Below are 14588 nucleotides of genomic sequence, written 5' to 3' on the forward strand. Positions count from 1 at the left end.
CAAATGTTTCTTTGGCCCCTTTTGCACGCCCGTGGGTAACACCGTTTCAATCAGGCATACACTTATGACCGCAACTGCACAGCAGCTTGAATATCTGAAGAACAGCATCCAGAGTATCGAGGATTATCCAAAACCGGGCATTCTTTTCCGCGATGTCACCAGTTTACTGGAAGACCCGAAAGCTTACGCGCTCAGCATTGAACTGCTGACCGAGCGCTACAAAGACGCGGGAATTACCAAAGTGGTAGGGACTGAGGCGCGTGGCTTCCTTTTCGGCGCACCGGTTGCGCTGGCGCTGGGCGTGGGCTTTGTTCCGGTACGCAAGCCGCGTAAGTTGCCGCGTGAAACCATCGCTGAGAGCTATGAGCTGGAATACGGCACCGATCAGCTGGAGATCCACGTTGACGCCATCAAACCGGGCGACAAAGTGCTGGTGGTGGACGATCTGCTGGCGACCGGCGGAACCATCGACGCGACGGTCAAACTGATCCGCCGTCTCGGCGGCGAAGTGCAGGATGCCGCTTTCATTATCAATCTCTTCGATCTGGGCGGCGAACAGCGCCTGGAGAAGCTGGGGATCCACTGCTTCAGTCTGGTGCCGTTCCCGGGCCACTAAGCAAATCCCTCCACATAGCCTCGCCGATCGGGCGGGGCTGTGATAGCATGACCCCTTCGTGATTTCACCTTCCAGCGTTTCAGAGCCAGCCCATGAGTTATCAGGTCTTAGCCCGTAAATGGCGCCCACAAACCTTTGCTGACGTCGTCGGCCAGGAACATGTGCTGACCGCACTGGCGAACGGCTTGTCGTTAGGGCGCATTCATCACGCTTATCTCTTTTCCGGTACCCGCGGAGTCGGTAAGACCTCCATCGCCCGCCTGCTGGCGAAAGGGTTAAACTGTGAAACCGGCATCACCGCCACCCCCTGCGGCGTGTGCGATAACTGCCGGGAAATTGAACAGGGGCGCTTTGTCGATCTGATTGAGATTGACGCCGCCTCACGCACCAAAGTCGAAGATACCCGCGACCTGCTGGATAACGTCCAGTACGCGCCGGCCCGGGGCCGCTTCAAGGTCTATCTCATCGACGAAGTTCATATGCTGTCGCGCCACAGCTTCAATGCGTTATTAAAAACGCTGGAGGAGCCGCCGGCGCACGTCAAATTCCTGCTGGCGACGACGGATCCGCAGAAGCTGCCGGTGACGATCTTATCCCGCTGCCTGCAGTTCCACCTGAAGGCGCTGGACGTTGAACAGATCCGCCATCAGCTGGAGCATATTCTTGGCGAAGAGCAGATTGCCTTCGAGCCCCGCGCGCTGCAGCTGTTGTCGCGCGCCGCCGACGGCAGCCTGCGCGATGCCTTAAGCCTGACCGATCAGGCTATTGCCAGTGGAGAAGGGCAACTGACGGCGGCGTCGGTGAGCACCATGCTCGGCACCCTCGATGACGATCAGGCACTGTCGTTGATTGAAGCCCTGGTCGCCGCCGATGGCGAGCGAGTCATGGCGGGCGTCAATGACGCCGCCGCGCGCGGCGTTGAATGGGAGGCGCTGCTGGTGGAGATGCAGAGCCTGCTGCACCGCATCGCCATGGTTCAGCTGTCCCCTTCGGCGCTGGGCACCGACATGGCCGCGGTCGAAGTGCGGATGCGCGAACTGGCGCGCACCGTACCGCCGAGCGACGTTCAGCTCTACTACCAAACGCTGCTGATTGGCCGCAAAGAGCTACCCTATGCCCCGGACCGGCGGATGGGCGTCGAAATGACGCTGCTGCGCGCCCTGGCGTTTCATCCGCGTAAGCCGCTGCCGGAGCCCGAGGTGCAGCCGGCGCAGGCCGCCGCGCCCGCGCCGCGCCAGCCGGTTTCCCCCGCAGCGCCGCCGCCACAGCCGCCGCAGAGTTTGCCGCCGACCACCAGCCAGGTGCTGGCGGCCCGCAGCCACCTGCAGCGCAGCCAGGGAGCAACCACCCCAAAAAAGAGTGAACCGGCAGCCGCTTCCCGCGCGCGGCCGGTGAATAACGCTGCGCTGGAGCGACTGAGTTCGATTACCGAGCGCGTCCAGGCTCGTCCGGCCGCGGCGGCGCTGGAGCAGGCCCCGGCGAAGAAAGAGGCTTATCGCTGGAAGGCGACGACGGTGGTTGAAGAGACCAAAGTCGAAGTCGCCACGCCTAAAGCGCTGAAAAAAGCGCTGGAGCATGAAAAAACGCCTGAGCTGGCGGCCAAGCTTGCCGTTGAAGCGGTCGAGCGCGACAGCTGGGCGGCGGAAGTGAGCCAGTTGGCAGTACCGAAGCTGGTCGAGCAGGTAGCGCTCAACGCGTGGAAAGAGCAGGAGGGCAATCGCGTCTGTCTGCATCTGCGCTCCAGCCAGCGCCACCTCAATTCCGCCGGCGCACAGCAAAAGCTGGCTGAAGCGCTGGGGGTGTTGTACGGTACGCCCGTTGAATTGACCATCGTGGAAGACGATAATCCCGCGATGCGCACGCCGCTGGAGTGGCGGCAGGCTATTTATGAAGAGAAGCTCGCGCAGGCGCGCGAAGCGATTATTGCGGATAATAACATTCAGACCCTGCGTCGTTTCTTTGACGCCGATCTGGATGAAGAGAGTATTCGCCCCATTTGACTGCAAGTTTGACTTGCAGTCAGTACCTTTAATGATGACTGACTGAGAGAGAAGCCTATGTTTGGTGGAAAAGGCGGCCTGGGTAACCTGATGAAGCAGGCCCAGCAGATGCAAGAAAAAATGCAGAAGATGCAGGAAGAGATCGCTCAGCTGGAAGTGACCGGCGAATCCGGCGCGGGTCTGGTGAAAGTGACCATTAACGGCGCGCACAACTGCCGCCGCGTGGAGATCGACCCAAGCCTGCTGGAAGATGACAAAGAGATGCTGGAAGATCTGGTGGCTGCCGCGTTCAACGACGCTGCGCGCCGTATCGAAGAGACTCAGAAAGAGAAGATGGCTTCCGTCTCTGCCGGTATGCAGCTGCCGCCAGGCTTCAAGATGCCGTTCTGATGCAAACCAGCCCGCTGTTAACTCAGCTTATGGAAGCACTGCGCTGTCTGCCGGGCGTCGGCCCGAAGTCGGCGCAGCGCATGGCGTTTACCCTGCTGCAGCGCGATCGCAGCGGCGGGATGCGTCTGGCGCAGGCGCTGACGCGCGCGATGTCGGAGATCGGCCACTGTGCCGATTGCCGCACCTTCACCGAGCAGGAGGTGTGCAATATCTGCAGCAACCCGCGTCGCCAGGAAAACGGCCAGATCTGCGTGGTGGAGAGTCCGGCGGACATCTACGCCATTGAGCAGACCGGGCAGTATTCCGGCCGCTACTTCGTGCTGATGGGGCACCTGTCGCCGCTCGACGGCATCGGGCCTGATGACATCGGGCTCGATCGCCTGGAGCAACGGCTGGAGGCGGAGTCGATCACCGAGGTGATCCTTGCCACCAACCCGACCGTTGAGGGCGAGGCGACAGCCAACTATATCGCGGAGCTGTGCGCGCAGTATGGCGTCGACGCCAGCCGAATCGCCCACGGCGTGCCGGTGGGCGGCGAGCTGGAGATGGTCGACGGCACCACGCTGTCCCACTCGCTGGCCGGTCGCCACAAGATTACTTTCTGAACAAATGGAGGCGGCTATCGCCGCCTCCGCTTGAAAAATTTCCCCGCTGTCCCCATCTCCCACTCAACGGTTTTTTACCCATTTAAAATGGCATTGTTGAGGTTGAATCAGATGAAAGGACAAGAAACTCGTGGTTTTCAGTCAGAAGTAAAACAGCTTCTGCACCTGATGATCCATTCCCTCTATTCCAACAAAGAAATCTTTCTGCGTGAGCTGATTTCCAACGCCTCTGATGCGGCCGATAAGCTGCGTTTCCGCGCGCTGTCGCAGCCGGATTTGTATGAGGGAGACGGCGAGCTGCGCGTGCGGGTTTCGTTTGATAAAGACAACCGTACCCTGACCATTGCCGATAACGGTATCGGTATGAACCGGGAAGAGGTTATCGACCATCTCGGCACCATCGCCAAATCCGGCACCAAAGCGTTCCTCGAATCGATGGGTTCCGACCAGGCAAAAGATAGCCAGCTGATTGGCCAGTTCGGTGTCGGCTTCTATTCGGCCTTCATCGTGGCGGATAAAGTGACCGTCCGTACCCGTGCGGCAGGCGATAAACCTGAGAACGGCGTGTTCTGGGAATCCGCCGGCGAAGGGGAATATACCGTGGCTGACATCACCAAAGCCGATCGCGGGACCGAAATCACCCTGCATCTGCGCGAAGGTGAGGACGATTTCCTCAACGACTGGCGCGTGCGCTCCATCATCAGCAAGTATTCCGACCATATCGCGCTGCCGGTTGAGATTGAGAAACGGGAAGAGAAAGACGGCGAAACCGTTATCAGTTGGGAAAAAATCAACAAGGCGCAGGCCCTGTGGACTCGCAGCAAGTCTGAAGTTAACGACGACGAATACAAAGAATTCTACAAGCACATTGCCCATGACTACAGCGACCCGCTGACCTGGAGCCACAACCGCGTGGAAGGTAAGCAGGAGTACACCAGCCTGCTGTATATCCCGTCGCAGGCGCCGTGGGATATGTGGAACCGCGATCATAAACACGGCCTGAAGCTGTACGTCCAGCGTGTGTTCATCATGGACGACGCCGAGCAGTTTATGCCGAACTACCTGCGCTTCGTACGCGGCCTGATAGACTCCAACGATCTGCCGTTGAACGTCTCCCGTGAAATTCTGCAGGACAGCAGCGTGACCCGCAACCTGCGCACCGCGCTGACCAAACGCGCGCTGCAGATGCTGGATAAGCTGGCGAAAGACGACGCCGAAAAATATCAGACCTTCTGGAAACAGTTCGGCCTGGTGCTGAAAGAGGGGCCGGCGGAAGATCCGAGCAACCAGGAGGCGATCGCCAAACTGCTGCGCTTCGCGACCACCCATACTGATTCCTCCGCGCAGACCGTGTCGCTGGAAGAGTACGTCTCACGCATGAAAGAAGGTCAGGAGAAGATCTACTACATCACTGCCGACAGCTATGCGGCGGCGAAGAGCAGCCCGCACCTCGAGCTGCTGCGTAAGAAAGGGATCGAAGTGCTGCTGCTCTCCGATCGCATCGACGAGTGGATGATGAGCTACCTGACCGAGTTCGACGGCAAAGCGTTCCAGTCTGTCGCTAAAGCCGACGAGTCGCTGGACAAGCTGGCGGATGAAGTGGACGAGTCCACCAAAGAAGCCGAAAAAGCGCTGGAGCCGTTCGTTGAGCGTGTGAAAAACCTGCTTGGCGACCGGGTCAAAGAGGTGCGTCTGACCCATCGTCTGACCGATACCCCGGCGATTGTCACCACCGATGCCGACGAGATGAGCACCCAGATGGCGAAGCTTTTCGCGGCTGCGGGCCAGGCGGCGCCGGAAGTGAAATACATCTTCGAACTGAACCCGGCGCATCAGCTGGTGAAACGCGCAGCCGATACCCAGGATGACGCGCAGTTCGGCGAATGGGTGGAACTGCTGCTGGATCAGGCGCTGCTGGCCGAGCGCGGCACGCTGGAAGATCCGAACCAGTTTATCCGCCGTATGAACCAGCTGCTGGCTTCCTGACGCGAACCTGAACGAGTAGCCCGGCCGAGCGACGCGACGCCGGGAACGGGATAAATGCCCCGTCTGAGCGATTTGCTCAGACGGGGCATTTCACATTGGATTGCATAAAATATCTCACCATTAACCGTTTCAGCCGCACCGCCTTCCTTGAGCCATCGCCGTTCTGGTGGTATGGTTTAGCGTTTTTGAAAAATTGAATCGACTTTTGAGGGGATTTTCGTAATGCGTATTATTCTGCTTGGCGCTCCGGGCGCGGGTAAAGGAACTCAGGCTCAGTTCATCATGGAGAAATACGGTATTCCGCAAATCTCCACCGGCGATATGCTGCGCGCTGCGGTAAAATCCGGCTCTGAGCTCGGTAAGCAGGCGAAAGACATCATGGACGCCGGCAAGCTGGTGACCGATGAGCTGGTTATCGCGCTGGTTAAAGAGCGTATCGCCCAGGAAGATTGCCGTAACGGCTTCCTGCTGGACGGTTTCCCGCGCACTATTCCGCAGGCTGACGCCATGAAAGAAGCGGGCATTACCGTTGATTACGTGCTGGAATTCGACGTGCCGGACGAACTGATTGTCGACCGTATCGTTGGCCGTCGCGTTCACGCGGCATCCGGTCGCGTATACCACATCAAATTCAATCCGCCGAAGGTGGAAGGCAAAGACGACGTGACCGGCGAAGAGCTGACCACCCGTAAAGACGACCAGGAAGAGACCGTGCGTAAGCGTCTGGTGGAATATCATCAGATGACGGCGCCGCTGATCGGCTACTACACCAAAGAAGCGCAGGCGGGCAACACCAAATACGCCAAAGTCGACGGCACCAAAGCGGTGGCTGACGTGCGCGCCGAACTGGAAAAAATCCTCGGCTGATAAAGCCTTTTCTCATCCTGCTGCGGCAGGATGAGAACTCCTCTCATTCCTACCTTTTGCTATGATTGGTTCCGTTTAGCGCCATTTCAGCTACAATTGGCTGCGATTCAAATGGTTAAGAGGCGGTAATGCATCAGACGAAAACAGGTATCTTGCTGGCCAATTTAGGCACTCCCGATGCGCCCACCCCCGGTGCGGTGAAGCGTTATCTGCGACAATTCCTCAGCGACAAACGGGTGGTGGATACGTCTCGTCTGCTATGGTGGCCGCTGCTGCGCGGCGTCATACTGCCGATTCGCTCTCCCCGCGTGGCTAAACTCTATCAGTCCGTCTGGATGGAAGAGGGGTCGCCGCTGATGGTATACAGCCGTCGCCAGCAGCAGGCGCTGGCTGCCAGACTGCCGGATACCCCGGTGGCGCTGGGCATGAGCTATGGAACGCCGTCGCTGGCCAGCGCGGTGGATGATTTACTGGCGCAAGGGGTGGGGCACATCGTGGTGCTGCCGCTGTATCCGCAATATTCCTGCTCGACGGTGGCTGCCGTCTGGGATGAGCTGGCGCGGATCCTCGCGAAAAAACGTGCCATTCCCGGTATCTCGTTTATTCGCGATTACGCCGGGCACCCGGACTATATCCATGCTCTGGCGGCCAGCGTGCGCGCCTCGTTTGCCGTTCATGGGGAACCGGATCTGCTGCTGCTTTCCTATCATGGGATCCCGCAGCGCTATGCCAACCAGGGAGATGATTATCCTCAGCGCTGTCGTGATACCACGCGGGAACTGGTCTCCGCGCTGGGGCTGCCACCGGAGCGGGTGATGATGACCTTCCAGTCGCGCTTTGGGCGGGAACCCTGGCTGACGCCGTACACCGATGAGACGCTGAAGATGCTCGGCGAGAAAGGGACGAAGCATATTCAGGTGCTGTGCCCGGGCTTTGCCGCCGACTGTCTCGAAACGCTGGAAGAGATCGCCGTCCAGAACCGGGAAATCTTCCTCGAAGCGGGTGGCAAGCAATATGAATACATTCCGGCGCTTAACGCGGACGCCGCGCATATTGAGATGATGGTCAACCTGACGGCGCCTTATCGCTGATCGCGCGCAGGGCGGGGAATATGCTACTATTTCCCGCTTGTTCCCTGTTATTTAAGCGCCACTATGAAATTTCCCGGTAAACGCAAGTCCAAACACTATTTTCCCGTTAACGCCCGCGACCCGCTGCTGCAGCAAATTCAGCCGGAGAATGAATCCAGCGTCTCCTGGGTGGTGGGTATTGACCAGACGCTGGTGGATATCGAAGCGAAAGTGGATGAGGCGTTTATCGTGCGCTACGGCCTGAGCGCGGGCCACTCTCTGGTGATTGAAGATGATGTCGCCGAGGCGCTGTACCAGGAGCTGGTGCGCAATAATCTTATTACTCATCAGTTTGCCGGCGGCACGATCGGCAATACCATGCACAACTACTCGGTGCTGGCGGACGATCGCTCGGTGCTGCTTGGCGTCATGTGCAGTAATATCGAAATCGGCGGCTATGCCTATCGCTACCTGTGCAATACCTCCAGCCGTACCGATCTGAACTATCTGCAGGGCGTTGACGGCGCCATTGGCCGCTGCTTCACCCTGATCGGCGATAGCGGCGAGCGCACCTTCGCCATTAGCCCGGGTCATATGAACAAGCTGCGCCCGGAAAGCATTCCGGAAGCGGTGATCGCTGGCGCCTCGGCGCTGGTGCTGACCTCCTACCTGGTACGCTGCAAGCCGGGCGAGCCGATGCCGGACGCGACGATGAAAGCCATCGAGTATGCCAAAAAGCATGATGTGCCGGTGGTGTTAACTCTTGGTACCAAATACGTGATTGCCGATAACCCGGCGTGGTGGCAGCAGTTCCTGCAGGATCATGTCTCGATTCTGGCGATGAATGAAGAGGAAGGGGAAGCGCTGACCGGTTTTGCCGATCCGCTGTCGGCGGCGGACAAAGCGCTGGACTGGGTCGACCTGGTGCTGTGCACCGCCGGACCGGCGGGGCTATATATGGCGGGCTTCACCGAAGAAGAGGCGAAGCGTAAAACCCAGCATCCGCTGCTGCCGGGGGCGATCCCGGAATTTAACCAGTTTGAATTCAGTCGCGCGATGCGTCACCAGGACTGCGTCAATCCGCTGCGCATTTATTCGCACATCGCGCCGTATATGGGCGGCCCGGAGAAGATCATGAACACCAACGGCGCAGGCGACGGCGCGCTGGCGGCGCTGCTGCATGACATCACCGCCAATAACTACCATCGCAATAACGTACCCAACTCCAGCAAACACAAATGCAAATGGCTGACCTACTCCTCGCTGGCGCAGGTGTGTAAATATGCCAACCGCGTGAGCTATCAGGTGCTGAACCAGCACTCGCCGCGTTTAACCCGCGGCCTGCCGGAACGTGAGGACAGCCTGGAAGAGGCGTACTGGGATCGATAAGCGAGTCCCTCTCCCGACGGGAGAGGGCTGTACATCAGCCAGTGACCACTTCACCGGCGGGTGGCGTTTCCAGAAGCTGCAGCATGGCGCGGGCAATTTCCCGCTCGCCCATCACCACCTGATTGGCCCCACGGTCGATAATGTAATCCACTTCATCATCGTAATGGGCGCGGGCGATAATCTCGATATTCGGACATTTTTCCCGTGCGGAGGCGACAATCTCGCCGGCCTCATAGCCGTTGGGAATGGTCAGCAGCAGCCAGCGAGCGCAGTCGAGATGCGCCAGCTCCATGATCTCTTCATTGGCGGCATTGCCCAGCACCGCGCTGATCCCGCGCTCGCGTAGCTCATCCACGCGGGTGCGCGAGGTTTCAACCACCACCAGCGGGATCCCCTGGGCCATCAGCTTCTCGCCCAGCAGGCTGCCGACGCGGCCGAAGCCGACCAGCAGCGCGTGGTTGCAGATATCGACCGGCACCTGCTTCTCGTCTTCCAGCACCTCTTCCAGGGTCTGCTCGTCGAGGGTTTCGGTTTTATCGAGATATTTCTCCAGCAGGGTAAACAGCACCGGGTTGAGCATAATCGAGATGATCGCCCCGGCCAGCACCAGGTTTTGCCCGGCCTGCGGCAGCAGGTTAAGCGCCATCCCCAGGCCGGCGAGAATAAAGGCAAATTCACCAATCTGCGCCAGGCTGGCGGCAATCGTCAGTGCGGTACGCGGCGAGTGGCCAAACATACGCACGAGGAAAAAGGCGGCTGCGGATTTACCAAAGATAATGATCGCCAGCGTCGCCAGCACCGCCAGCGGCTGCTGGACCAGCACCATTGGGTCAAACAGCATGCCGACGGAGACAAAGAACAGCACCGCGAAGGCGTCGCGCAGCGGCAGGGTGTCATGGGCGGCGCGGTGGCTCAGCTCGGATTCATTAAGCACCATGCCGGCAAAGAAGGCGCCGAGGGCGAAGGAGACATCAAACAGCTCCACGGCGCCGAAGGCGATGCCCAGCGCCAGGGCCAGCACCGACAGGGTGAACAGCTCGCGCGAGCCGGTGGCCGCGCTGCGGGACATGATCCACGGCACCAGCCGACGGCCGACCAGCATCATGATGGCGATAAAGGCCACCACTTTGCCAATGGTGATCCCGAGGTCGAGGGCGAGGGAAGCGAAGCCAACGTTGCCTTTCTCCGCCATACCGGCCACTGCTGGCAGCAGGACCAGCGTCAGGACCATCACCAGGTCTTCCACAATCAGCCAGCCGATGGCGATCTGCCCGCGCTGACTGTCAATCAGCTGTCGTTCCTCCAGGGCGCGCAGCAGCACCACGGTACTGGCGGTGGAGAGACACAGGCCAAAGACGATGCCGGTCATCAGCGACCAGCCAAGGGCGGCGGAGAGCGCCATACCCAACAGCGTCGCCACAGCTATCTGGGCGATGGCCCCGGGAATGGCGATCGACTTTACCGCCATCAGATCCTTGAGGGAAAAATGCAGCCCGACGCCGAACATCAGCAGGATCACGCCGAGTTCCGCCAGTTCCGGAGCCAGTTTGGTGTCAGCAACAAAGCCAGGGGTGAAAGGTCCGGCCAGCACGCCCGCTAAGAGATATCCCACCAGAGGAGAAATACGTAGCTTATTGGCAATCATGCCGAGAATAAAGGCGAGCACGAGGCCGCCGACAATGGTGGTGATTAGCGGTGTTGCGTGGTGCATTCCGTCTCCTTTCCAGTGGTGAATCGGTCCATTTTGCTACCCTGTCCGCGTAATAGTTTATGACAAAAACGTTCACTTTGTTTATGAATAATTCTTGAATTGTGCAAAAAAATGCAATTAGTGGATGAAAAGGCACAGAAGGGAAAATCGAGGGAGGAATGCGCGCATCAGGCCGATGGCGCAAGGGGTAACGGCGGCCAACGTTACACTTTGGCCGCCGGATAATCAGGCTTTTTGCCGGTTATCAGGAAGAAATATCGTCAGGAATCCCAGCAGCGGCAGGAAGGCGCAGATTTTATACACCAGGTCGATACTGGTATGGTCCGCCAGCAGGCCCAGCACCGCGGCGCCAAGGCCGCCCATGCCAAAGGCGAAGCCGAAAAACAGACCAGAAACCATACCGATACGTCCCGGCAGCAGCTCCTGGGCATAGACCAGGATAGCGGAGAAGGCCGAGGCGAGGATAAAACCAATGATCACCGTTAAAATCCCGGTCCATTCAAGGCTGGCATAGGGTAAAACAAGGGTGAAGGGCGCCACGCCGAGGATAGAGCCCCAAATAACATATTTTCGCCCAATCTTATCGCCAACGGGCCCGCCAATCACCGTCCCGGCGGCCACCGCGAACAGGAAGGCAAACAGATGCAGCTGGGCATTTTGCACCGATAAGCCGAATTTATGCATCAGATAAAACGTGTAATAGCTGCTGATGCTCGCCATATAGAAATATTTCGAGAAAATCAGCATCAGCAGAATACCTACCGCCAGAATCACCTTATTGCGCGGCAGCGGATTGACGATCGCCGGCTTCGGTTTGCCCTTATTCATCCGGTGCTGTGCGGCGTACCAGCGGCTGATTTGCGACAGCACGACGATAGCCAGCAGGGCGGCCAGTACGAACCAGGCGACGTTGCCTTTACCATACGGGGCGATGATCACCGCCGCCAGCAGCGGACCAAGCGAACTGCCGAAGTTGCCGCCGACCTGGAACAGCGACTGGGCCAGGCCGTGACGGCCGCCGGAGGCCATCCGCGCTACGCGGGACGATTCCGGATGGAAAACTGAGGAGCCGGTACCCACCAGCGCGGCGGCCAGCAGCACCATACCGAAGCTACCGGCCAGCGCCAGGAGGATCAAACCGCAGAGGGTAAAGCACATGCCCACCGGCAGCGACCACGGCATCGATCGTTTATCGGTAATATAGCCAATCACCGGTTGGAACAGCGATGAGGTGAGCTGGAAGGTGAGAGTGATCATCCCGATCTGCACAAAGGTAAGGGAGAACTCGGCCTGCAGCAGCGGGTAGATCGCGAGAATGAGCGACTGGATCATATCGTTAAGCAAATGGGACAGGCTGATCGCGCCTAAGATGCCAAACGAGGTGCGCGCTTTTTGCGGCGGCGCAGCGGGGCCGGACACGGGTTGAGCGGTCTGATTGATTGCCATAGGTTCACGTCACTTTTTTATATAGCTTTCGTTATTTGTACGCCATGCGACTGCCCTGATTTTCCCGGCTACTGCATGGGAAATATGACGAACGGGCTAACGCACTGCCATACAACGCGAAGGCGTATAGAGGATGCAGGTGGAATTATTATCCAACTAACATACCTGCTGACAAGGTTTGAAGGAAGTCGCAATTCTGAAAACATATTTGTCAATGCGACTAACTCGCTATACTTTCGGCACTTGGGATTAAGTCAGGGAGTGAAGCATGCATTGTTTAAAACACAGCGTGGCGCTGGCGTTATTCGCCGCGTTATCGCTGGGCAGCCTGTCCGCGCAGGCCTATGAGCAGGATAAAACCTATAAAATTACCATCCTGCACACCAACGATCACCACGGCCATTTCTGGCGCAATGACTACGGCGAATATGGCCTGGCGGCGCAGAAAACGTTGGTGGACGGTATTCGTAAAGAGGTGGCGGCTGAAGGCGGTAGCGTTCTGCTGCTGTCCGGCGGGGATATCAATACCGGGGTGCCGGAGTCTGATTTACAGGATGCAGAGCCCGATTTTCGCGGCATGAACCTGATCGGCTACGACGCGATGGCGGTGGGGAACCACGAGTTTGATAATCCGCTGAGCGTGCTGCGCCAGCAGGAAAAGTGGGCGAAGTTCCCGTTCCTGTCGGCCAATATTTATCAGAAAAGCACCGGCGAACGGCTGTTCAAACCCTGGGCGCTGTTTAAGCGCGGCGGGTTAAAAATCGCGGTGATTGGCTTAACCACTGACGATACGGCCAAGATTGGCAATCCAGAATATTTCACCGATATCGAATTCCGCAAACCGGCGGAAGAGGCGAAGCTGGTGATCCAGGAGCTGCAGCAGAATGAAAAGCCGGACGTGATCCTGGCCACCACCCATATGGGCCACTATGACAACGGCAACCACGGCTCTAACGCGCCGGGGGATGTCGAGATGGCGCGGAGTTTACCCGCGGGCTCGCTGGCGATGATCGTCGGCGGTCACTCGCAGGATCCGGTGTGCATGGCGTCGGAAAATAAAAAGCAGGTCGACTATGTGCCAGGGACGCCGTGCGCCCCGGATCGTCAGAACGGCATCTGGATCGTCCAGGCGCATGAGTGGGGCAAATACGTCGGCCGCGCCGATTTTGAGTTCCGCAACGGCGAGATGAAGCTGGTGCACTATCAGCTGATCCCGGTCAACCTGAAGAAAAAAGTGACTTACGATAACGGCCAAAGCGAGCGGGTGCTGTATACGCCGCAGATCGCGGAGAACCCGCAGATGATGTCGCTGCTGACGCCGTTCCAGAACAAAGGTAAGGCGCAACTGCAGGTCAAGATCGGCAGCGTGAATGGTCATCTGGAGGGCGATCGCAGTAAAGTGCGTTTCGTGCAGACCAACATGGGCCACCTGCTGCTGGCGGCGCAGATGGCGCGCAGTAATGCGGATTTCGCGGTGATGAGCGGCGGCGGGATCCGCGACTCCATTGAGGCGGGCGATATCACCTACAAGGATGTGATGAAGGTCCAGCCGTTTGGCAATGTGCTGACCTATGTCGATATGAGCGGCAAGGAGGTGGTGGATTACCTGACCGCCGTCGCGCAGATGAAGCCAGATTCCGGCGCCTATCCGCAGTTTGCCAACGTCAGCTTTGTGGCCAAAGACGGCAAGTTGAACGATCTGAAAATCAAAGGCGAACCGGTGGATCCGTCGAAGACCTATCGGATGGCGACGCTGAGCTTTAACGCCACCGGCGGCGATGGTTACCCGAACATCGCCGATAAACCTGGGTATGTGAATACCGGCTTTATCGATGCCGAAGTGCTGAAAGAGTATATCGAGAAGAACTCGCCGCTGGATGCCGCCGCCTATGAGCCGAAAGGCGAGGTGAGCTGGCAGTAAGCCTGGGTTTCGGGTGAGCTATTTCCACGGTGGCGCTACGCTTACCGTGGCTATGAGTTGGGGGGCCCGGATAAGGCGCGTGCGCCGTTATCCGGGATAGTGTTATCAATCGCGGCGGGCGATATCGGCGAACTTCGCATCCAGAAGCTGCGCCAGATCGCTGGCCGCCAGCTCAATATCCAGCCCGCGTTTGCCGCCGGAAATATAGATAGTGGCAAATTCCTGCGCCGGGGCGTCAATCACCGTCGGCAGGCGCTTCTTCTGCCCCAGCGGACTGATACCGCCCACCAGATAGCCGGTGATACGCTGCGCCACCATCGGGTCGGCCATGTCGACTTTCTTGGCGCCCAGCGCTTTCGCCACTTTCTTCAAATCCAGTTGCCCGGCGACCGGGGTGACGGCGACCGCCAGATGCTTCATATCGCCATTAACGGCGACCAGCAGGGTCTTGTAAACCTGATCGGCATTGAGGCCGAGCTTGCGCACCACTTCATCACCGAAGTTGGTCTCATTGGGATCGTGATCGTAACTGTGGATCTGAAAGGGAATTTTGTTTTTTTCGAGTAATTTAACGGCGGGAGTCATAG

The 14588-nt window shown here is 58.5% G+C and carries 12 protein-coding genes and 1 other annotated feature; of the genes, 9 read left to right on the plus strand and 3 right to left on the minus strand.

What is annotated here, in order from left to right:
- The first annotated feature begins 64 nt into the window (after nt 1-64).
- From apt to CE636_RS21265, 8 genes are all read left to right on the plus strand, one after another.
- Nucleotides 65-616, plus strand: a complete 552-nt coding sequence (gene apt / locus CE636_RS21230) for an adenine phosphoribosyltransferase (protein WP_004204738.1) — start codon at nt 65-67, stop codon at nt 614-616.
- Between the two features lie 92 nt (nt 617-708).
- On the plus strand, nt 709-2616 hold the full coding sequence (dnaX, locus tag CE636_RS21235; protein WP_017898890.1) for a DNA polymerase III subunit gamma/tau: 1908 nt from the start codon (nt 709-711) through the stop codon (nt 2614-2616).
- Nucleotides 1949-2013, plus strand: a sequence feature (DnaX frameshifting element). It overlaps the preceding gene by 65 nt.
- A gap of 57 nt (nt 2617-2673) precedes the next feature.
- Complete coding sequence (locus CE636_RS21240; protein WP_002892173.1) at nt 2674-3006, plus strand: YbaB/EbfC family nucleoid-associated protein; 333 nt, start codon at nt 2674-2676, stop codon at nt 3004-3006.
- A complete protein-coding gene (gene recR, locus CE636_RS21245; protein ID WP_002892177.1) occupies nt 3006-3611 on the plus strand; it encodes a recombination mediator RecR in 606 nt (201 codons plus the stop codon). The genes CE636_RS21240 and recR overlap by 1 nt, the downstream gene beginning before the upstream one ends.
- A 111-nt stretch (nt 3612-3722) precedes the next feature.
- The gene (htpG, locus tag CE636_RS21250) at nt 3723-5597 is read left to right on the plus strand and encodes a molecular chaperone HtpG (protein WP_004177228.1); all 1875 of its coding nucleotides are present in this window, start codon (nt 3723-3725) and stop codon (nt 5595-5597) included.
- A gap of 222 nt (nt 5598-5819) precedes the next feature.
- On the plus strand, nt 5820-6464 hold the full coding sequence (adk, locus tag CE636_RS21255) for an adenylate kinase (RefSeq protein ID WP_002892184.1): 645 nt from the start codon (nt 5820-5822) through the stop codon (nt 6462-6464).
- Between the two features lie 128 nt (nt 6465-6592).
- Nucleotides 6593-7555, plus strand: a complete 963-nt coding sequence (gene hemH, locus CE636_RS21260; protein WP_017898889.1) for a ferrochelatase — start codon at nt 6593-6595, stop codon at nt 7553-7555.
- A gap of 63 nt (nt 7556-7618) precedes the next feature.
- A complete protein-coding gene (locus tag CE636_RS21265; protein ID WP_004204733.1) occupies nt 7619-8923 on the plus strand; it encodes an inosine/guanosine kinase in 1305 nt (434 codons plus the stop codon).
- A 34-nt stretch (nt 8924-8957) separates the two neighbouring features.
- On the opposite strand, the gene ybaL is transcribed toward CE636_RS21265, so the two are convergent.
- Both ybaL and CE636_RS21275 read right to left on the minus strand, forming a co-directional pair.
- Nucleotides 8958-10634, minus strand: coding sequence for a YbaL family putative K(+) efflux transporter (gene ybaL / locus CE636_RS21270; protein ID WP_004204732.1), 1677 nt, complete (start codon nt 10632-10634; stop codon nt 8958-8960).
- Between the two features lie 225 nt (nt 10635-10859).
- A complete protein-coding gene (locus tag CE636_RS21275) occupies nt 10860-12080 on the minus strand; it encodes an MFS transporter (RefSeq protein WP_004204731.1) in 1221 nt (406 codons plus the stop codon).
- Between the two features lie 268 nt (nt 12081-12348).
- On the opposite strand from CE636_RS21275, the gene ushA reads away from it, so the two are divergent.
- Complete coding sequence (gene ushA, locus CE636_RS21280; RefSeq protein ID WP_004204729.1) at nt 12349-14001, plus strand: bifunctional UDP-sugar hydrolase/5'-nucleotidase UshA; 1653 nt, start codon at nt 12349-12351, stop codon at nt 13999-14001.
- A gap of 105 nt (nt 14002-14106) precedes the next feature.
- On the opposite strand, the gene ybaK is transcribed toward ushA, so the two are convergent.
- A complete protein-coding gene (gene ybaK, locus CE636_RS21285) occupies nt 14107-14586 on the minus strand; it encodes a Cys-tRNA(Pro)/Cys-tRNA(Cys) deacylase YbaK (RefSeq protein WP_004204728.1) in 480 nt (159 codons plus the stop codon).
- Between the last annotated feature and the right edge of the window lie 2 nt (nt 14587-14588).

It is taken from the genome of Klebsiella sp. LY, assembly GCF_004010915.1.
GTDB lineage: Bacteria > Pseudomonadota > Gammaproteobacteria > Enterobacterales > Enterobacteriaceae > Klebsiella > Klebsiella quasipneumoniae.

Excerpts from the sequence above, each read along its gene's own strand:
- apt (WP_004204738.1), top strand. The coding sequence starts at position 65 with ATGACCGCAACTGCACAGCAGCTTGAATATCTGAAGAACAGCATCCAG.
- dnaX (WP_017898890.1), top strand. The coding sequence starts at position 709 with ATGAGTTATCAGGTCTTAGCCCGTAAATGGCGCCCACAAACCTTTGCT.
- CE636_RS21240 (WP_002892173.1), top strand. The coding sequence starts at position 2,674 with ATGTTTGGTGGAAAAGGCGGCCTGGGTAACCTGATGAAGCAGGCCCAG.
- recR (WP_002892177.1), top strand. The coding sequence starts at position 3,006 with ATGCAAACCAGCCCGCTGTTAACTCAGCTTATGGAAGCACTGCGCTGT.
- htpG (WP_004177228.1), top strand. The coding sequence starts at position 3,723 with ATGAAAGGACAAGAAACTCGTGGTTTTCAGTCAGAAGTAAAACAGCTT.
- adk (WP_002892184.1), top strand. The coding sequence starts at position 5,820 with ATGCGTATTATTCTGCTTGGCGCTCCGGGCGCGGGTAAAGGAACTCAG.
- hemH (WP_017898889.1), top strand. The coding sequence starts at position 6,593 with ATGCATCAGACGAAAACAGGTATCTTGCTGGCCAATTTAGGCACTCCC.
- CE636_RS21265 (WP_004204733.1), top strand. The coding sequence starts at position 7,619 with ATGAAATTTCCCGGTAAACGCAAGTCCAAACACTATTTTCCCGTTAAC.
- ybaL (WP_004204732.1), bottom strand. The coding sequence starts at position 10,634 with ATGCACCACGCAACACCGCTAATCACCACCATTGTCGGCGGCCTCGTG.
- CE636_RS21275 (WP_004204731.1), bottom strand. The coding sequence starts at position 12,080 with ATGGCAATCAATCAGACCGCTCAACCCGTGTCCGGCCCCGCTGCGCCG.
- ushA (WP_004204729.1), top strand. The coding sequence starts at position 12,349 with ATGCATTGTTTAAAACACAGCGTGGCGCTGGCGTTATTCGCCGCGTTA.
- ybaK (WP_004204728.1), bottom strand. The coding sequence starts at position 14,586 with ATGACTCCCGCCGTTAAATTACTCGAAAAAAACAAAATTCCCTTTCAG.